Source organism: Bacteroidota bacterium (assembly GCA_026391695.1).
In the GTDB taxonomy this organism is placed as follows: Bacteria; Bacteroidota; Bacteroidia; order Bacteroidales; family JAGONC01; genus JAPLDP01.
This window is the reverse complement of record JAPLDP010000066.1, coordinates 13,346-32,659: the sequence shown is the minus strand read 5'-3', so window position 1 is coordinate 32,659 and position 19,314 is coordinate 13,346. Positions and strand designations below refer to the sequence as shown.

Here is a 19,314-nt window from a genome sequence, read left to right as displayed (position 1 = left end):
TTTTTTAATCAGGGATGGAGATAATGATTAATCCTTCATCCTCATCTGCCACATAAATATACTTTTCATCCATATCCAGGCCGAGTGCGTATGCTGTTTCAAGCAAACCTATTAAATATGGTTCGGTAACATCGGAAACATCGATAATTTGCAAGCCCCTGGTTTCCGTAGTTAGATAAATCCGTTGGTTATTGTACAACAGATCTTTGGCATATCCGCCACTATTGTAACTACCTACAATATAGACATTGGAGGTATCGGAATAATCAATTATTTGCAGTCCGGCGGTACCACAAGCCATAAAGGCAACTGATTCATTATCTAAAACCGTAATTGCTTCTGCACAGCCTGGTGTATCACACCAGCCAACAGTTGGGTAAACTCCGAATCCTTCCTGAAAATCGGATATATCGAATATGGACAACCCCATTTCGCCACAAGCCACCAATAAATAGTTACTGTCAGCAGTGGTTGTTAAACCATAAGCATACCCTGTTGTACTTATTCCGCCACGGATATCAGGTTGGGTGGGATAACTAATCTCAGAAATACTGACACCCTGTTCACTTATTGCAGTAAACATAAAATTTCCCAAAATGCGAAAATTTCGTGCCGGTTTCATATTCAGATTCGACACGGTAACAATTGGTACAACCGGATCTCCAACATCGAGAACAGTTACACCAAATGAACCGGCGGCTAAATATACCACACTATCTTTCATGGCGATTTTAGTGGAATAACCCCGCACGTCCTCAGTGGTTACTGAAACAGTTTGTGGGTTTTTCGGATCAGCAACATTGACAATTATCAAACCACCTTCACCTTGCGCTATATACAGCAAGCTGTCTTTCTTCAATACATCCTGGGCATACCCGGATGTGGGAAATCGTTTGACAATTTTATAACCACCATCACCTGGCTTCAATGATTCGGGGTCAATTGGTTTTCCGCAACCCATTAAAAGTAACAAGCCGGACAGTAGCCAGATAAACAATTTTTTCATATTCATATTCTTCAAATTTTCTTTTTAATAAATTACCGTTGAGATAGGTAAAAATGCCCGGTTAATTTTTAAAATTTCAAATTATAAGTTATTTCTAATCCGATTTGACTTTGATGGTAGTCTTTTTCAGCAGATAAATATGCCTGGTTTTCTACGGCTCTTGTATTGGTATCTCTAAGATAAAAGTTATAAAATGCAGATAGTTTCCCGGATTTAAACAGCCTTATGGCATAGGTAACATTCATTTGAAAATTATCATCCACACGTCCGGCATGTTCTTGATCCAATTCCAAATAATGTTTTGAAGAAAAATATCGTTTCTGGAACCCCAATTCCACATCCAAATTATGTTCAAGTTTATTAAAGCGGGGCAATTCCCATGTAAATCCAAAACGAAATCCATCTTCTTCATAAGATGCGTCAGAATCGTCAGAATTTTCTTTGTTTTCATCGGGTTCATCATATCCTTTGGCATCCGATGTTATAAAATGATAACCTATTTCCAGCTTAAGGTTTTTATAAACCGGCTGATATAAGTTCATTGCATATGAAAAGTTTTTAGAATCATATTCTGTGTAATGCTGATTGTAATAATATTTTGAATAATCTATTGCTAATTTGACACGGGTATCACGAAAAAAAGTGTTCTGGATCCAAAAACCAAAATTATCTTTTGAATATCCAAAGGGTACAAATGTTTCCGGAGTATATCCATAAATATCCACCCAGTCATCATCGCGAAAATGGCGAACATAAAAATCAGGAATATAGTTGTAAAAAATTTTCAGACTGGCCCGTTTTGTCAAATATTGCTGGAATCCAAGACTTGCATAATACCAGTTTTTAATGCCGTTTATCACATATAAATTATTGTTGAAATCAAAATTAATTTTAGACTTTAAATTCCCGAAAATGCGAAAGGTCGAGGATAGTTTTAAAGATTGATTTAAGATCACATCATCATAAGTATCAATATGAAATCGTCCTTCATCTTCATGGTTGAGAAATCTTTCCAGGTATTTTTCGGAATATTTCAGAATATTATTATCATAAATAGTAGCAAAACTAAATTCTACTTCAAAAGGCTGTACTTTTTTAGGGCTCTTTTTTTGAGCAAGAGCATTGCTACCTGAAAGGGAAAAGATGATTATCAAAAAGAGTAAAAAAGTTTTACAGGAAAAGAAATAATAATTTAATCTGATGAATTTCACGTGTTTAATTTTTATTTTCAAATTGAAACCGGGATATCCAATTACGCTAATTTTCCAGTTTTACATCCTTTTTGGGCAGTAACAAGCGGCCTAACAAAGTGCTTTTATCTTTATCTAAAGGTGAAATTTCATAAGTGTGTTTTCCATTAGGAACATAAATCACAAATTCACAAGCCGTCCCGGGGATTAATGCCTTATCATCTTTATATACAGCTATTTCAGAAAGTTTGCTGTTTAACTGGTAAGTATTTATTACAATGTTATTTTCCTTCACCTGCACACGGTAATTAATCCTCCCTTTCATCTGGTACTGATTTTCTGTACGGGTTAATACACGCAATTCGGTTGGCCCGATTATTTCGACTTTCAAGGGTTTTTCCATGGAAAAGCGATAATAACCTATTGTCGTTTCCTTGGAAATTAAATCAATAGGTTCTGACGGTTGCATGGGAGAAAATACTAACCACTCCTGCTTTTTTACTTTAGTAGGTGTAAATTCATACCGGGCTGAAACATCAATGATATTTTCTTTAAGTTTAAATTCAATGGTATGATTGCCGCGTAAAAGCTCAATTTCAAAATCTTTAAGCTGGCTTGGTACACCTAATGTCCCATTTGAATAGGTGGCCATTTTTGAACGCTTAACAGCGCTTATTGTGACACTTTTCTGCGCACCACCATCAACCGTATATAATACTTCATATTTTAGCAAGTCCCCTTCTTCGGGTTTAAACTGTCCCCGGGTATTTACCTTCAACCTTCCCGGCCCCTGGATAGTTAGTATTGAGGGTTCCACAGTACTTAAAGAATAATAAGTCCTGGTTTTACCAGATACAATGGTTGTTACTTTTTTTTGAAAATTTGTCGGTTTCAGGTATTTGGATTTCCCGCCGGATTGAGCCATTATACCGGAATAAAACAAAAATAAAATCAACAAAACTAACTGGATCTTTTTCATTTGCTTCTAATTTTATTATAGAAATTACCATTTTTTTACAGTATTTCTTAGCACAGTATTACAAAACCGTTATGTCCTCATTATCATATTTATCGGGGTTTTGATAATTAGGCAGTGGAACCACGTCTGTTCCGAGACGATGGTGCTTTCGCTCACTTAAATAAATAAAAACAATAACTGTAACTAAAACGAATGTTGCAACTGCTGTAATAATAACATTATATTTTTTTTGAATAAAAATGCCACCGTCTCCTGGCTCCGGAAGCGGAACCGGGTTAATGGGTAATCCATACTTTGCAAGTAATTGGTCTATATTAAGAAGATGAATAATCGGGATTCCTTTCTGACCCATTTGAATGATAACACCACGAAGCGGAAAGTTACTCATAGGCAAATGCTGCGTTAGCCCGGAGGGGATAAGCTGACCGTTAATAGTATTCCCCAGGCTGGCAATTCCGCCACCAACATTAATAAATGCTTTTATTGGTTGCCCCTGGCTAATTTTTTCATAAATTTCCATTCGTCTGGCAATACAATTTTCAAGATGTTTTTCATTAATGAATTCAGCATTATTCCTTTCTATGGCTTTTACAATCAAATCCCGTCCTTCCGGACTTAATCCACGACCGAGGTCATTGCCTCCACCAATAGAAGCAGCTACTGACTTGTAGTGAAAAATGTTTGATTTGTATAATATATTTTCCATATCCAGCCAGGTAAAGTATGGATCATTTGCGCCAAAGTTGGATGAACCTACCGAAGTGATAACTATTGGCTTTAATTTCAAAGTCTCCAGGGCTGCTAATACAGAAATATTTAAACCGGGGAAAGATCCGGAAACAGCTACGGCAACATTATCATTTTCATTTAAACCGGCATCTTTTAATAATTGGACAATCACTGCTGCAAAATTTGGATTTGTTGCTGACAGCTTTGATTCAATTAAACCTTGATCGGTAGTAATAAGTGTATATTCCTGACCGATCAGTGCGGTTTGATTCGGGTCGTTGATTGCATCAATGAAAACACCATTTTCCAGGCGGTAGCTTTTCAGACGATTGGCCGCTAATTGGGAAAGTTGGGCAGCTTCAAGTTTCTCGTTGTACCAGTCCTGCTTAACATCCATTTTGCCATTCTCTACCGAAATAAATGCCAATAGCGATAAAAGAGATATAAGACCTAAAACTATGTTGGATTTTGCTCTGAATTTATACATTGACTTTTTTAATTTATTGAGGCAACAACGCACCCATGAAAAGCAATATCAGGATTAACCGCACCAGCACAGAAGATACAAATAATACGCTTATAGTTTTAAAAACTCCCTGCTTGGCAAACCAATGAGCAATTAATCCTGGAATTACCCAGCCGACTGCCTGAAGTTCCAGCGTGGTGCTTGCTAAATTAATCGTTAAGAAATACCGTGAAAAATTAGCTAATAAACAGCCAAGCAACAAACTGAGCACCATTTGACGCCGGCCGTAAAGGAAAGTATAATTCCCTAAAACTTTTATAATTAAATAAGTAAGTAAACTTACACCCAAAGTCCCTGCAAGCCGGTCGGGGTGCGAAAGCTGCAGCGCTATATAACCCGGTACAACGATACCTCCGGCAGCAATTCCGAAAACTTCGTAGGAAAGCAAACTTAAAATCAAGCCTAATGTAATTGCTAATTCAATCATTTTTTTAATAACTTCTGTGTTCAAAAAACTCAGCTGTTACTGCGCCCATGCCTCCCATGTTGCCTATAGCAACAATAGTGGATATTTTTTCAGTTACAGATAATACCTTTTCAAAAACCTTCTCAGGTGTGGTATAGCCTAAATTAAATATCTTTTTCTTCGGTACGCCGTAACTAATTGCCATATTTTCTACCACATCAGTTGATTGACCGATCAGTATCAAATAGTCTGTTTCATCTTTTATTTTCGTGCCCGTCATTTCTGCCAGTTGATTAGCCCGATAAAGCCGGTCTTGCCGGGTGTTTAAAAGCACTATCCGCTGGCCCTCAAAACCGATTTCATCCCTGATTTTTTGCCAGACTATAAAAGTGGAATCAGGATCGTTGGCTGCGAATGCGTTGTAAAAAACCATGCGTTTTTGAAATGCCTCAACCCTGTAAGCCATTAATGCACCGGCATCCGAAATAGCTTGGTACATGCCCTTCAATGCCGTTTCGCGATCTATTCCCAGATGTTGACAAACCGCCAACGCTAAAGATACATTTTCACGATGCTCTATATGCCTGAATCCTTTCATTTCTTCAGGAGATACTGATTGCGGATCAATAAAATGTGAAACCGTACTTCGTTTATCCGCCATTTTTTTCAGAGTCTGTGGTATTACATTTTCGGAAGTAAAAAGGTGTTTATTTTTAGGAATTGTACGCCCAAGTGTTTCAGCGATTTCCGGCAAGGTATGCCCCATAATATCTGTGTGATCTAACCTGATATTAGTCATTACACTTATATTGGAATGTATCATATGATCTTCAGTAATCATCTGATAGTGGGGTTGTAAAGCCATACATTCCATTACTAATGCCTGCACTTTTCGCGAAGCGGCATATTTCACTATGGACAATTGTTCTAAGATATTGGCAGCCGATTTACGATGGATGTAAGTTTCGGTACCGTCTTCAATAATCAAACGGGGAAACGTACCGGTAACTTTGGTGATGTTTGAAATTCCACCCGCCCTCAAACCGGCTCCGATTAAACGGGTAACGCTTGACTTACCCCTGGTACCATTAATATGAATCCGGATTGGAATTGAATAAACCCGTTCCTGATGACGGATATACTCAATAATACCCGCAATTACAGCAATGACTATTATGACCAGTAAAATGTAAAAACTATACATTGTCCTGTTTAAGATTACCTCAAAATGAACATTTTCCTGGTTCCTGTAAAACCTTCCGTCTGAAGACGATAGAAATAGATGCCTGAACTCACAGGATTTCCTGCGTTATTCTGCCCATTCCATTTTACTGAATATTTTCCCGCTGGCTTCTGTCCGTTTTGAAGAGTGCGCACCAACTCCCCTTTAACGTTAAAAATATTAAGTGATACATTACTTTTTACAGGTAATGAATAGTTTATCCAGGTATGAGAATTAAAAGGATTAGGTTGATTTTGCTCTAATGCAAAACCACTGTGAGTAAGTTTACTCCCTTCCTTGTCATCCTCAACTGATGTTATTATTGAAACAAAAGGCTGTTCGGTAGTGAATTTTATAGCGAATTCATTCATTAAATGAGAAGCTGTAGGATCATAATCTCGATTATAAACATATTGTAAACCAATATCCTGTGTATGGTTTTCTATACCAACTGTACAACTTTCAGGCGCCTCAACTTTTTCATACTGAAAAATAATTTCGCCATCTCCGGTTGAAGTAGGATAATGGGCAGGATCTAATAAAATCGACTGGAAAACCTCTATATTAGGTTCAAACCCAAAATGATTAAGCGCGATACTATCCCACTCAATTATAAAACGGTGGTTTTCATTATCATAATAATAAAGAATATTACCTTCTGCAGTTTCGATATCATATAAATCATCCCAGAAACCCGCCGCCATGCAAATTACATTATCATTGTTTGGCAGGGGAGTATTTTCAGAGGCTGTTTGTGTACCACTGCCAAATGCTAACCAGCCATCCGTGCTAATCCGAAGTTGATTATAATCAATACCGTAGTATTTAAAAGTAAACGGCAAGATTACTGTTTCTGTAAAATCACTTATGCCTGGTACATTTATTTGGTTACCAATTCCATCTATTTCAAACCAATCATAATCAGGGGTCTGATCAAAAAAATCATCGCTGGAATAAGCATAGTAACCGTAAGCGTCAGGTCCTGTATAATCGGAGTGTATGGGTAAAGAAACCGGAATAGTAAGAGTAGGAATTGTTTGATAAGGATAATTTCCATCCTGCGTGTAAAGCTTTAATGAATATTCAGCTAAATATTCAGTCGGACAGGCTGCGCTAACACTAACCACAAAATAATTTTCTGTATTTAGCGCTACACTGTCGATATCTAATGTTCCATATGAACCAATGGAATCTTCAATAGTGATATACTGGTCATTGCTTGTCAAAATGCCCATTACATTGGGTGCAAAATCATCGCCATTATTCATAATTGAAATAAATAACTTTACGGTCTCTCCGGGGTCCATCCTGTAATTTTCATTTGGCGCACCTGCATCGTTTACCATAAAATTATAAACCACTAACTCGCATCCCTTTACCTCCACATTATACATATAGTCCCAGGAGCTGATACTGCTGGTAACATGTAATTGTAGTGGAATTATTTGGCCCACGGGACATGCGGGTTTTACGTAAAACTGAAAGGGATTTCCGGTATAGGAATCGCCTGGAGCCAGGTTACCAAAACTTACCGGATTGGTAGAGATTATCTGTACATAATTTGTGTCGGCTGACGAAAGAGTAGCCTGAATATTGCTGACCGTTTGGATTCCCCAATTCTTAAGGGTAACAGTAATAGTACAATTTTCATTGGGATTTACCAGTCCATCTGTATTCCCGTCTAAATCGACAATTATGGGATCGCCCTCCGGTTCAATAAGCTCTTCAACGGGTTGGATAACATCCAAAGTCCCCTGATAAGGAATCACATTTCCCCCACGTACGGTTACCGACAATGTTTCCTGTATTTCGGGTGTGATTTCAATAACTACCTTGCCAGTCGAATCGCTAATACCAGTAGTAAAGATTTCATTTCCAGCTAAACAAACCTGCGCATTTTCAACTGGTTCTCCAGATGAAGCGTAGGTAATTGTAAATTCCAGTTGGTTGTTCCCGGTCGGAATGGAAGGTGGATAATTAACATTCACTTCTAACGGAACATCTTTCCAAATATGAATGCTGGGATCTCCTAAAACACAATAAACTTTATAATGATATTCTACATAGTATTCATTTCCGAAAATATTGTACATGTAAAGTTTTCCTCGCAGCAGTGCCTGCCCGGGAGTGTCCATCCCTTCCTTAAACATTCCTACATAGATACCTTTATCTATATTGTTGTTATATGCGGTATGTGTGTTAGAAGTAGGTCCAACAAAAGCAACGGCACCTCTTGGATTTGTTAATGAACCTAATTCAACCCATTCTTCGCCAAAACAATTACCTCCGTTAGCGTCAAACATTGCGACGCCACAGCCAATACTGGTCACAAAAGTAAATTTTTCACCGTTGTTTAAGTTGGATACATCTGAGGTAGAAAATTCGTAACAATTCGCATACCAACCATAGTACCAACCTTCGCCGCGATAGTTTAAATAGCTTCGCCCCTCATTGATTGCATTGATAATATCATTTAAGTCCACTGTGCAGTTCCATCCCCAGTAATCACCATCACTCATCAAGGTATCCACGGAGGTAAAGCCGCCACTCTGTAACATTAAACTGGTAGTAAACCGTTTGGTCTCTATTTGTGACGCATATGAATTATTTGCACAAACGGTTCCTTTCTTAAACCAATCTGTACTAGTAGTATAAGGATTCTTTTCGTACAGCATAAATTTATTTATCATCACCTGCATGCGGTAATCACCCTCGTTGGTAAAACGTCCTATCATCATTTCAGGGAAATAATCTGGGCCATCTATTTCTACAAAATAATCTTCATTTGGGAATGAATAGTCGGGATAAGTTACGATTTTTTTGGGAAAGACGCCATCGTCGCCTACTATTAAAACATACGTTGGTGGATACTCCCAATTGTAATATGCATCGGCTATATGGTTTTTGATGATAACCGGATTACTAAAGTTAGCCCCTATGTCGCTGAATTTGGTTACGTGTATGTCAGTGCCGCTTTGACGCTTCCAATCGGCATATATTTGAAAGCTTCCAACAAACTCATCCGGCATAATGCATAACATCACTTCCCGTCCGTCTTCCTTACCATTGTAAAGCTTATCCAATACATTCTGATAATTAAAAATGAAACTGCGATACAGTTTTGCGAAAGAAGGGGCAATTGCTTTTTTAGGGGTAGTTTTTGGATTCACTACCTCACCATGTCCGTAATTTATCCGGACCGTGATAGAGGACACTACCTGTAATTCCTTTTTAGCGGGAACATAGCGAACCGGGAAAACGGATACACGGGCAATGCGAAAATCACGAAAAATTGACGGAGGTTCCAGTTTAGCAAATTCTTTCGGGTAAACCTCATCAGATCGATAAGCATCAGTATTTTCTCTATAGGGAGGTTCCGGTTCGCCTTCCAGCCAACTTGAGCGCGCCGGTGGCAAATAAATATCTTTGAATGTTTGAACCTTTCCTGTTTCTAATACTTCAACTGAAATACCAGCCTGATCGGGTATAGCCAATACTTTAGCTATATATGGCAACTCAGGATGGCCGGGGTCCGTTGTGAATATTTCTGACAGCAAATCCACAGCCTGGAATGTTTTGTCTTCTGAAATGAATTCCTTCAGATCGAATCCGGATATTTCAATTTTAATAACAGTGCTTTTATTATCATCTCTGAGTAATGTAATTTTCGGAGACGAACTCAATGGTTTGTTCTTATCCAGCGCTAACCATTCGGCCTTCATTTTGAATGGAATAATTAATGAAATTAATAGTACAAGTAAAATTTTGTTTAACATACCAAAGAATTTTAAATTAGTATAACCAAGAATAACGTTGTGATATTTAACCTGCTTTATTTATTAAAGAAATGTAAAAGTTGACCCTCTCATTGATATTCTTTATCTTTAAGGGGTCAGTTAATTAACGCAAAATTTTGTGTGTGTAAAGTAACAAAAAAACTAGATACTGATCCTATTTCTCCGACAGAACATTTTCTACCTCCCTTTTTGACCTTTCTCCGGTTTGCAAAAAGCCAATAGAATTAAGCTTTACGCCAGAGACGATTTCTTCGGACTGCAGTTTACTCTTATTAGATGAATTAGAAAGCCTGAGTGCTAAACCGGATGACCTTCCAAAACAATGAAAGCCATTCCCCCTGGAATAACAATTTTCTTTTCTCCTAGTGCCACCTGCATCATTTTTTTATCGAATTTTGGGTTTGTGAATAATGCCGGTTAAAACTGTGCAAGGTTATTTGCCATTAAGTTTTTTAAAACTCTGATATACCTTTCTACAGTTTTAGTTAAATTGCTCTTTGATGAAGAAAATGAACAGTATTTTACCATTATAGCATTGATTGTGTTGAAATTCGATACATACAGTTTTTCTGAATCAGACTTGAAAAACCGGATTGAGTCAATGGTATCAGTTGTTACCGAAAAAAATATAAATGTCGCTACCCTGAAGAAAATCATGGGCATACTCGATCTGACCACTCTTGAGGGATCCGATACAGATCAAAAGGTGATCGAACTTTGCAACTCAGCATTGGCTTACAAAAATTTAGTTTTGGATATGCCTTATGTGGCTGCAGTTTGCACTTATCCTGCTTTCACCAGGATTGTCAGGCATCAATTACAAGGCTCTGACATTCACACCGCTGCTGTTGCCGGAGGTTTCCCGTCAGGTCAGATTCCCTTATCCATAAAGCTGCAGGAAGCCAGATATGCAATTGATGAGGGTGCTGAAGAAATTGATATGGTCATATCCAGAGGGCGGTTTTTGCAGGGTGATGATGATTATGTATTTGATGAAATAGCCCAAATGAAGGGGATGTGTGAAGATATTTGTCTGAAAGTCATCCTGGAAACAGGAGAACTCATCACTATAAAAAGCATCCGGAAAGCTAGCGAAATAGCTATCAATGCAGGAGCTGATTTTATCAAAACATCAACCGGTAAAATTCACCCTGCCGCAACTGAAAAGGCTGTGTTGGTTATGCTGGATACCATAAGGGAATTCTATGATAAAACAGGTAAAATGGTTGGCATTAAGCCGGCAGGTGGTATCTCTGAACTGGAACAGGCAATGAAATACTATCTCCTTGTATTAAACGTTCTTGGTGAAGAATGGATCACCAGGGAGTTTTTCCGCATTGGTGCCAGCAAGCTGGCTGATAGGCTTTTAAGTAAAATTCTTTTGAAATCGGTATAATATTTGTTAATCCTCGGGTTATGAAAAAATTTATTGGACTATTCCTTCTGGTTTCTATCCTTTTTTTAACCGGATTCTACGCCTGCGAACCAGATGACACAAACGGATTATCAAGTGATCCCCGTGATAAATATGTCGGTACGTGGACCTGTAATGAAACACCGGCCGCATTTAAACTACTGTTCACATATCCTGTTGAAATTGTTAAGGATACAACCAGCGAATCGAATATCCTGCTGAAAAATTTCGGTTTTATAGGCTTTGATGAAAAACCACCCTATGGCATCCTTAGTGGCTCATCCATCAGCATACCTCAGCAGCAGGTATGTTACGACAACAGCATAACGGTTTATGGAGAGGGAACTATCGTTGATGTAAATACCATCAATTGGAGCTATACCATAAAAGTAGGAGGAGATAAAAGCTCCTACAGTGCCGTGTTCACTAAAAATGACTAAGTCTGATCAGTTTGCCTTTGTATCCTGCTGATTGTTTACTTCACTTTGTAATTTACTCAGTCTGGTGATTACGTCGGCAAAGAGCTTATCGAACTCTTCGATATTTTGCTGATAGTATTTCAGGCTCTCCTCAAAATCTTTCCTCTGTATCGTGTACTTTTTGAATAAATAGTCATAATAGTAATTAACATAAAAATCAAGATTTTGTTTACGGAAAGGGTCTGCTTTTATAGCCGATTCTATTAGCTGGATGTCTACAAGTATGTCGATCATTTTATCTTTCGGGATGAGATTTTCGGGAGGAGGAAGGAAGTCATCCTTATGAACGGTATGACAGCCGTTAATCAGAAGAAGGACAATAAAAAAAAATATTATATTAATCTTATTTGCCATGCTTTGACTGGAATTCTTCATTTAATCCGTCAATCACCTCCTGAGTGATATCGAATTGTTCATTTGTATAAAAAACATTTCCTGCCCTGTTGACACCGAGGATATAATCATATCCATCGACCAGATTGTAACGTTTTAAGAAATTTGTCAGTGTATCAAGCAGCATGCTGTTGATATCCATTTCGTTTTGGGCCAGTTCAGCAGTATACTGTTGTTGCAGGTCGTAAATTTTTTGCTGCTCCTTCATCAATTCTTCATATATCTGCTGGGCACTTTGCTGCGACAGGGCATTTTTGTTTACCTGTTCCTGGAAATAACTGGCATCTTTTTCAAAACCATTTTGTTTAGCAAGGATTTCTGTTTCGAGTTTCTGGCTTTTTGCTTCCAACTCTTTTTTCTTATCGATAGCCAATATATAATTGGCAAGTATGGAATCGGAATTGACATAAGCAATTTTAATGGATTGACCGATAGTATTGGTCGTATTTCTGATTTTCTTTTGTTTTGGGGTAGGATGACTGAGTATGATAAAATAGAGGATAACCATTCCGACGAATAAAATAATGTTGACAATCCATACAATGCGCGATAGATGTTTTTTTTCTATTACAGGTTCTTCCATTTTAAATAATATTTAATTGTTATTAAGTGGCAGCAAGTTATAAAAATTATTTGTAAGGAATAGGATTTTATCAGTTCCCGAGTTCTGACATAAATTTAATTCGCATCAGCCTGATCTCTTCGCCGGTATATTCATCTTCACCCAGATCGGCAAGGGCGTGTTCAACAGAATCAGTTTCGGCTTCCCTGAAATATTCGTAAATTTCTTCCTGATGGTAGGGATCAACGTATTCGTCGATATAGTATGTGATATCCAGTTTTGTACCGGAAGAGACAATACTTTCTATTTCCAGCAGGAGTTCGTCAAAGTTCAGGTTTTTTGCATATGCAAGGTCCTCTAATGATATCTTCCGGTCGATATTCTGAATTATGAAGACTTTGAGTCCTGATTTATTTACTACCGATTTCACGACCATATCATTTGGCCGTATGATCTCATTTTCCTCGACGTATTGTCTGATGAGTTCGAGGAAAGGTTTACCATATTTTTGGGCTTTTCCGGCTCCCACCCCGGTGATTTGCCGCAGTTCCTCCTCGGTGACTGGATACTGAATAGCCATGTCCTCAAGTGAAGGATCCTGGAAAATGACAAATGGTGGAAGATTCTCTTTGCGCGAAATCTCTTTTCTCAGATCTTTTAAAAGTGCGAAAAGGGTCTTATCAGTAGTACTTGTTTTATGTACCCCTTCACCGAGAAATTCCTCCTCTTCGTCAGCCTTTTCGTAATCATGGTCTTTGGAAAGCAATATGGAATAAGGTTCCTCAAGATATTTTCTTCCCTCCTGGGTTATCTTTAAAAGTCCATAGTTTTCAATGTCTTTAACGATAAGTCCTTCAATCAGGGTCTGCCGGATTACGGCACTCCATAATTTTTCATCTTCTTCTGCCCCTTTGCCAAAGACAGCGAGTTTATTATGCTTGTATGATTTAATGAGGGCCGTGCTTTTTCCAATAAGAATATTGATGATGTGCTTGGATTTAAAAAGCTGTTTGGTAGCCAGGACAGCTTCAAGGACCAGTTTCACGAAGTCTTTCCCTTCAAAACGTTGTTTGGGATGCAGGCAGTTATCGCAGGTTCCGCAGTTATCGTGCGGATAAGACTCCCCAAAATAATGTAGTAGTAATTTATGCCGGCATATAGATGATTCGGCATATGCAACCACTTCATGAAGGAGTTGCTTGCCAATCTCTTCTTCAGCTACCGGTTTATCCTTCATGAATTTCTCCAGCTTCAGAATATCATCGTAACTGTAAAAGGCTACGCAGTTACCTTCACCGTCATCACGTCCGCCACGGCCGGTCTCCTGATAGTAGCCCTCAATACTTTTTGGCATGTCGTGGTGTATGACGAACCGGATATCCGGTTTGTCAATACCCATCCCAAATGCAATGGTGGCAACAATTATATCCATCTCCTCCATGAGGAATTTATCCTGGTTTGTGCGCCGGGTAGCTGAATCAAGGCCAGCATGATATGGAAGAGCCTTGATGCCGTTAACCTGAAATGTTTCGGCTAACTCTTCCACTTTTTTTCGGCTAAGACAATAAACTATTCCGGATTTCCCGGGATTGGATTTGATGTACCTGATGATATCTTTGATAACGTTACTTGTTTTTGACCGGACTTCATAGTAAAGGTTTGGCCTGTCAAAGGATGATTTAAAGATTGTGGCATCCTGAATGTTGAGGTTTTTCTGGATATCCTGTTGTACTTTTACCGTCGCAGTAGCAGTAAGCGCAATGACAGGTACATTCTGGCCTATGCTTTCAATGATCGGCCTGATTCTCCTGTATTCCGGCCTGAAATCATGACCCCATTCAGAGATACAATGAGCTTCATCTATAGCGTAAAACGAAATATTAATATCTTTTAAAAAATCAACATTCTCATCCTTTGTCAAAGATTCAGGTGCAACATAAAGAAGTTTCGTTTTTCCAGCCCTTAGATCCTTCTTAACCTGAACTATTTCTGATTTGGAAAGGGAAGAATTCAGGACATGTGCTATCCCAATATCAACCCCAAAGTTCCTAATCGAATCGACCTGGTTTTTCATTAAGGCGATCAGAGGTGATATGACAATTGCAGTACCTTTATTGAGCAGGGCCGGAAGCTGGTAACAGAGGGATTTGCCCCCACCTGTTGGCATGATGACAAATGTATCTTTACCAGCGATAAGATTTCGAATAATGACCTCCTGATTACCCTTGAAGGAATCAAACCCAAAAACATTCTTTAACATCTCGTGAAGAGAAGTATCATTCTTAACAACCATTTCCCCAAGTATTTTCACCTGATAAAGCCCTGAAGTTGAAATTTTTTTTAACGGACGAGCATTTTGAAATATTGTTCTCTTTTCTTCAAAAAATACATCGCTATATACAAATATATAAAAAATAAAAGACTTTTCTAAATAAAAATATCTAACAATTATTCGGGCGCAATTTTATATCATATTATATATCAAATTGATAAGTGACAGTAAAATTTATTTTTATGATTTCATGATAATGAATGACGTTTTTTACTTGGATCATATTATGTACTATCCTGCGTATGTATCACGTTTGAACAGAAAAGAATGAACCTGAATATAATTGTATATTTGTATAATCTTACTTACACGAACCGTCAAAAGGATAATGCCAGTGAAATCACATGATGAGATAAAAGATATAGCCATACAGACTATTCGGGACGAAGCTGAAGCAGTATTTGGTCTTGAACAGTATATCACCGATGATTTTATCAAAAGTGTTGAATTGATCCTTCATACTCAGGGAAGAATCATCATTACGGGAATAGGTAAAAGCGCACATATAGCTGCAAAAATCGTCTCGACCTTCAACTCAACCGGAACACAGGCAATGTTCATGCATGCTGCCGATGCTATCCATGGCGACCTTGGAATGATCAGGGAAGACGATATAATTATTTGTGTTTCGAAAAGTGGTCACACTCCTGAAATTAAGGTTCTGATCCCTCTTATAAAACTGCTTGGTAATAAAATCATCGCTTTGGTAGGTAATGCCGGTTCATATCTTGCTCAGCAAGCTGATTATGTCATCATTACGTCAGTCAAAAAAGAAGCCTGTCCTAATAATTTGGCACCAACATCCAGCACTACTGCTCAGCTTGTTATGGGTGATGCTCTGGCCATCTGTCTCTTGGAATGCAGGGGATTTACAGTTAGTGAGTTCGCCCGTTATCATCCTGGTGGATCGCTGGGTAAGCGTTTATACCTGCGGGTGGCTGATCTGTTTACTCATAATGCTGTTCCCAGTGTGGATATCGATGAAGACCTGACCAATATCATCATTGAAATCTCATCAAAACGTCTCGGTGCAACAGCTGTGCTTGAAAATGGACAACTTACTGGTATTATTACAGATGGCGATTTAAGAAGGATGCTCCAGAAAAAAATCAGTATGGAACAGCTTAAAGCCAGGGATATAATGACAAGGAATCCGAAAACCATCGATAAAAACACACTCGTGTCTGACGCACTCGATATGATGAGGGGAAATAGCATCACACAATTGCTTGTCCTCGACAACGGTAATTATATCGGAGTTATTCATTTACATGATATTCTTAAGGAAGGCATTATTTAAACATCATTTATATGATACTCCGCACGGAAAAGATAGTCAAAAAATATAAAAGCAGGACAGTCGTGAACGATGTCACTATTGAATTAAACCAAGGAGAGATCGTTGGTTTGCTTGGACCAAACGGTGCAGGGAAAACCACCTCCTTTTATATTATTGTCGGTTTAATAAAACCTTTTTCAGGCCGGGTCTTTCTGGATAACATTGAAATCACCAACATGCCAATGTACAAACGTGCACAACTGGGTATTGGTTATTTAGCACAGGAAGCTTCAGTTTTCAGGAAACTCAGCGTGGAAGATAACCTTCGCGCGGTCCTTGAATTTACAGGTCTTAGCAAATATGAGCAAAAAGAAAAACTGGAAGCCCTTATTGATGAATTTGGCCTGCAAAATGTCAGGAAAAGTATGGGAATAACACTTTCAGGGGGTGAAAGAAGAAGAACAGAGATCGCCCGTGCTCTGGCTGTCAGTCCTAAGTTTTTTTTACTTGACGAACCTTTTGCAGGTGTAGATCCCATCGCCGTTGAAGATATTCAGAATATTGTTGGCAAACTTAAAAATAAAAATATTGGCATTCTTATTACTGATCATAATGTCCATGAAACACTTTCCATAACCGACCGCTCCTATCTTCTTTTTGAAGGTTCCATTCTTAAGTCAGGGACATCAGAAGAACTAGCCAGAGATGAACATGTTAGAAAAGTATATCTGGGAGAGAAATTTGAATTAAGACGATAGCGGGTATATTTCCGATAGGTTTTCTAATATATCACGAACCTGATGCTTTTGATTGATTTTCACCGGATAATGAAAAATAGAGTTGCATGATTTTCTTCGATAAGCTACGTTTATTCAAGTCATCCAGGTATTTTACGACTGCAAGTAATTTAACTTGATCGACCCTGGTATATTGATCAACGGCTTTTTTCTCTTCAAATTGTTTTACCGCAGCTTTTACACCTTTATGCAATGTCGTAAATACCAGATCTTGCGTTAATGAATTATAAGGTGGATTAAGATATGCCTGAATTAAATGATCTGCCAGTCGGTTGATACCATTAAAGCTCGTATGGTTTAAGATAATTACGGTGAATTTATCATCGATGTATCTCTCAAAGACATTGCGGAATCCTTCCCACATGCCATGATGATAAACAACACGCTTTTCATTTTCATTTTTTAGTCTGAAGCCAAATCCATAAGGTATTTCGCGTCCATTGTCAAGCCTGGTCGGTGTAAAAGCTTCTTCCATCGTGAACCTGGATATAAGCTTATCTGTTTCTAATGCCTGATCCCACAGTAAAAGGTCAGCTGTCGACGAATAAACGCCTTTATCACCTACGATACCGTCGAGTAAAGTCTCTTCAACAGGTCTGAAGGATTTGTAATTTCTTTTGTAACCGTTGAGTCTATCAGGATAATCTTTTTGAATAGCTCTTGAATAAATACAGGTATGTAACATACCAAGTGGCTCAAAAATAGTATTTTGTAGGAAATCACCAAATGGCATACCTGATACTTTCTCTACAACATAAGCCAATACTGCATAACCTGTATTGGAATAGTCAAAATGTGACCCGGGTTTAAAATTTAATGGAAGGTTCTGTTCCTGTAAAATCCTGATAAGTGCATCATTATAAGGGATCTGTGTTTGATCTGTCCAATATTTTTCAAAAAACCATAAATAATTAGGTAAGCCAGAGGTATGGTTTAATAAATGTCTGATCGTAATATCCTTGTAAGGAAAATCAGCTAAGTATTGTTGAAGTGGATCATCATAATCCAGTTTACCTTGCTCTTTAAGGATCATGATGGCCATAGCCGTAAATTGTTTACTGACGGAGGCAAGCTGATACATTGAATGATCAGTCAGGGATTCCCTGGATGTAAAATCTGCATATCCAAAGGAACGGCTATAAACAATCTGACCGTTTAATGCCAGCAGAACACTGCCGTTGAATCCAAAAGACACCGCAGAAATATTCATGATGGAGTCCATTTGGGCACGCTTTTCTTTCAGAAAAAACTCGTTTAACTGTGACTCCTCTTCAATCGATAGTATCTCTGCTTTAAATAATGATTTGGTGCCAAAATTTATTTCGGGATGGATAAAAACTATGACTAAGAGGATTGTCAGAACTATTCGTAGCGTCCATTTATAGATCTGTTTATTCATTATAAAATTCTGCAATCAATTAAATAATCTGCAAAGATAATGAATCTATCTTCTGAAGAAGATTAAAGATATCAGAATATACATTATAATGATCAGGGGCAGAGCTATAAATTTCAATAGGATAATAAGGGTCAGGGACAGGAAAAGAAAAACGTACCTCAGTCGATTTAAGTCCCAGGAGAAATTGGCGAATTTCAAAGAGAAGAGCCGGATATTGGCCACAAGCAGGCCAGAAAATACAAACGTTACTATAAGAAGAAAATTAGTGTTACATATCAGTATATGGATCCATTGCTCTGGGTTTGTGGCAGCAAGGATTAATGGCAGGGAAGCTAAAAATACTGCATTAGCCGGTGTCGGCAATCCGTAAAAAATATCACTTTGCCTAGTGTCTATATTGAATTTTGCCAGACGTAGGGCGGAAAAAATGGGGATCAATATTGAAAAATAAGGGATAATTCCTATTGGGAATTGGATCAGCTCGGCATTGGTGATGCTGGTATCCAGTAATTTATAAATAATCATGCCGGGTGCAACGCCAAAGGATACTATATCAGCAAGAGAATCAAGCTGTTTTCCAATATCGGATTTGGCATGAAGGATCCGTGCTGCCATGCCATCTAGAAAATCAAATATGATAGCTATTCCTATAAAAAGGGAGGCTATTGTCAGTTTTTGATCGAAAACTGCAACAACAGCTATGCAACCAGCAAACAAATTCAAACATGTGATAAAATTCGGAATATGGTTTCTTATCTGCATGATCTTTTAATTACCTTTATTTTGAGTTAAAAATAATAAATA

At 38.1% G+C, this 19,314-nt stretch carries 16 protein-coding genes; 4 read left to right on the top strand and 12 right to left on the bottom strand.

Annotation, left to right across the window (positions count from 1 at the left end; translation table 11 throughout):
* Positions 1-4: 4 nt before the first annotated feature.
* The 7 genes from NT175_08650 to NT175_08620 all read right to left on the bottom strand — a co-directional run bounded on the left by NT175_08650 (position 5) and on the right by NT175_08620 (position 9,834).
* Entirely contained in the window at positions 5-1,006 is a 1,002-nt protein-coding gene (locus NT175_08650) for a hypothetical protein (GenBank protein MCX6234779.1), read from the bottom strand.
* A 68-nt stretch (positions 1,007-1,074) separates the two neighbouring features.
* The gene (locus tag NT175_08645; protein MCX6234778.1) at positions 1,075-2,217 is read right to left on the bottom strand and encodes a hypothetical protein; all 1,143 of its coding nucleotides are present in this window, start codon (positions 2,215-2,217) and stop codon (positions 1,075-1,077) included.
* A gap of 46 nt (positions 2,218-2,263) precedes the next feature.
* Positions 2,264-2,974 carry a hypothetical protein gene (locus NT175_08640; GenBank protein ID MCX6234777.1) on the bottom strand — a complete coding sequence of 237 codons (711 nt, stop codon included), beginning with the start codon at positions 2,972-2,974 and terminating at the stop codon, positions 2,264-2,266.
* A gap of 259 nt (positions 2,975-3,233) precedes the next feature.
* Positions 3,234-4,391 carry a poly-gamma-glutamate system protein gene (gene pgsW / locus NT175_08635; protein ID MCX6234776.1) on the bottom strand — a complete coding sequence of 386 codons (1,158 nt, stop codon included), beginning with the start codon at positions 4,389-4,391 and terminating at the stop codon, positions 3,234-3,236.
* Positions 4,392-4,404: 13 nt separating this feature from the next.
* Positions 4,405-4,857, bottom strand: a complete 453-nt coding sequence (gene pgsC / locus NT175_08630; GenBank protein MCX6234775.1) for a poly-gamma-glutamate biosynthesis protein PgsC — start codon at positions 4,855-4,857, stop codon at positions 4,405-4,407.
* Between the two features lie 4 nt (positions 4,858-4,861).
* Complete coding sequence (gene pgsB / locus NT175_08625) at positions 4,862-6,040, bottom strand: poly-gamma-glutamate synthase PgsB (protein MCX6234774.1); 1,179 nt, start codon at positions 6,038-6,040, stop codon at positions 4,862-4,864.
* 14 nt (positions 6,041-6,054) lie between these two features.
* Positions 6,055-9,834, bottom strand: a complete 3,780-nt coding sequence (locus NT175_08620) for a C25 family cysteine peptidase (GenBank protein ID MCX6234773.1) — start codon at positions 9,832-9,834, stop codon at positions 6,055-6,057.
* A 622-nt stretch (positions 9,835-10,456) separates the two neighbouring features.
* Between NT175_08620 and deoC the strand changes: the two genes are divergently transcribed.
* Positions 10,457-11,251, top strand: coding sequence for a deoxyribose-phosphate aldolase (gene deoC / locus NT175_08615; protein MCX6234772.1), 795 nt, complete (start codon positions 10,457-10,459; stop codon positions 11,249-11,251).
* A gap of 20 nt (positions 11,252-11,271) precedes the next feature.
* Positions 11,272-11,709, top strand: coding sequence for a hypothetical protein (locus NT175_08610; GenBank protein MCX6234771.1), 438 nt, complete (start codon positions 11,272-11,274; stop codon positions 11,707-11,709).
* Positions 11,710-11,715: 6 nt separating this feature from the next.
* Here the strand turns inward: NT175_08610 and NT175_08605 are convergent, their stop codons facing one another.
* From NT175_08605 to recQ, 3 genes are all read right to left on the bottom strand, one after another.
* Positions 11,716-12,102 carry a DUF4296 domain-containing protein gene (locus NT175_08605; GenBank protein MCX6234770.1) on the bottom strand — a complete coding sequence of 129 codons (387 nt, stop codon included), beginning with the start codon at positions 12,100-12,102 and terminating at the stop codon, positions 11,716-11,718.
* Positions 12,092-12,724 (bottom strand): OmpH family outer membrane protein, encoded by a 633-nt coding sequence (locus NT175_08600; GenBank protein MCX6234769.1) that lies wholly within the window; start codon positions 12,722-12,724, stop codon positions 12,092-12,094. Before NT175_08600 ends, NT175_08605 begins: the two co-directional genes overlap by 11 nt.
* 70 nt (positions 12,725-12,794) lie before the next feature.
* A complete protein-coding gene (gene recQ, locus NT175_08595) occupies positions 12,795-14,996 on the bottom strand; it encodes a DNA helicase RecQ (protein MCX6234768.1) in 2,202 nt (733 codons plus the stop codon).
* A gap of 367 nt (positions 14,997-15,363) precedes the next feature.
* On the opposite strand from recQ, the gene NT175_08590 reads away from it, so the two are divergent.
* Entirely contained in the window at positions 15,364-16,335 is a 972-nt protein-coding gene (locus NT175_08590) for a KpsF/GutQ family sugar-phosphate isomerase (protein ID MCX6234767.1), read from the top strand.
* Positions 16,336-16,346: 11 nt separating this feature from the next.
* Complete coding sequence (gene lptB, locus NT175_08585; GenBank protein ID MCX6234766.1) at positions 16,347-17,072, top strand: LPS export ABC transporter ATP-binding protein; 726 nt, start codon at positions 16,347-16,349, stop codon at positions 17,070-17,072.
* Between the two features lie 31 nt (positions 17,073-17,103).
* Here lptB and NT175_08580 read toward each other — a convergent pair whose 3' ends face one another.
* Together NT175_08580 and pssA are read right to left on the bottom strand one after the other, a co-directional pair.
* Entirely contained in the window at positions 17,104-18,510 is a 1,407-nt protein-coding gene (locus tag NT175_08580) for a serine hydrolase (protein ID MCX6234765.1), read from the bottom strand.
* 45 nt (positions 18,511-18,555) lie between these two features.
* Positions 18,556-19,272, bottom strand: a complete 717-nt coding sequence (gene pssA / locus NT175_08575; GenBank protein MCX6234764.1) for a CDP-diacylglycerol--serine O-phosphatidyltransferase — start codon at positions 19,270-19,272, stop codon at positions 18,556-18,558.
* Positions 19,273-19,314: the final 42 nt, after the last annotated feature.

Coding starts and splice junctions, on each gene's coding strand:
- NT175_08620 (MCX6234773.1), bottom strand. CDS start 9,834: ATGTTAAACAAAATTTTACTTGTACTATTAATTTCATTAATTATTCCA.
- pgsB (MCX6234774.1), bottom strand. CDS start 6,040: ATGTATAGTTTTTACATTTTACTGGTCATAATAGTCATTGCTGTAATT.
- deoC (MCX6234772.1), top strand. CDS start 10,457: ATGGTATCAGTTGTTACCGAAAAAAATATAAATGTCGCTACCCTGAAG.
- recQ (MCX6234768.1), bottom strand. CDS start 14,996: ATGGTTGTTAAGAATGATACTTCTCTTCACGAGATGTTAAAGAATGTT.
- lptB (MCX6234766.1), top strand. CDS start 16,347: ATGATACTCCGCACGGAAAAGATAGTCAAAAAATATAAAAGCAGGACA.
- pgsC (MCX6234775.1), bottom strand. CDS start 4,857: ATGATTGAATTAGCAATTACATTAGGCTTGATTTTAAGTTTGCTTTCC.
- NT175_08610 (MCX6234771.1), top strand. CDS start 11,272: ATGAAAAAATTTATTGGACTATTCCTTCTGGTTTCTATCCTTTTTTTA.
- NT175_08650 (MCX6234779.1), bottom strand. CDS start 1,006: ATGAAAAAATTGTTTATCTGGCTACTGTCCGGCTTGTTACTTTTAATG.
- pgsW (MCX6234776.1), bottom strand. CDS start 4,391: ATGTATAAATTCAGAGCAAAATCCAACATAGTTTTAGGTCTTATATCT.
- NT175_08590 (MCX6234767.1), top strand. CDS start 15,364: ATGCCAGTGAAATCACATGATGAGATAAAAGATATAGCCATACAGACT.
- pssA (MCX6234764.1), bottom strand. CDS start 19,272: ATGCAGATAAGAAACCATATTCCGAATTTTATCACATGTTTGAATTTG.
- NT175_08580 (MCX6234765.1), bottom strand. CDS start 18,510: ATGAATAAACAGATCTATAAATGGACGCTACGAATAGTTCTGACAATC.
- NT175_08600 (MCX6234769.1), bottom strand. CDS start 12,724: ATGGAAGAACCTGTAATAGAAAAAAAACATCTATCGCGCATTGTATGG.
- NT175_08605 (MCX6234770.1), bottom strand. CDS start 12,102: ATGGCAAATAAGATTAATATAATATTTTTTTTTATTGTCCTTCTTCTG.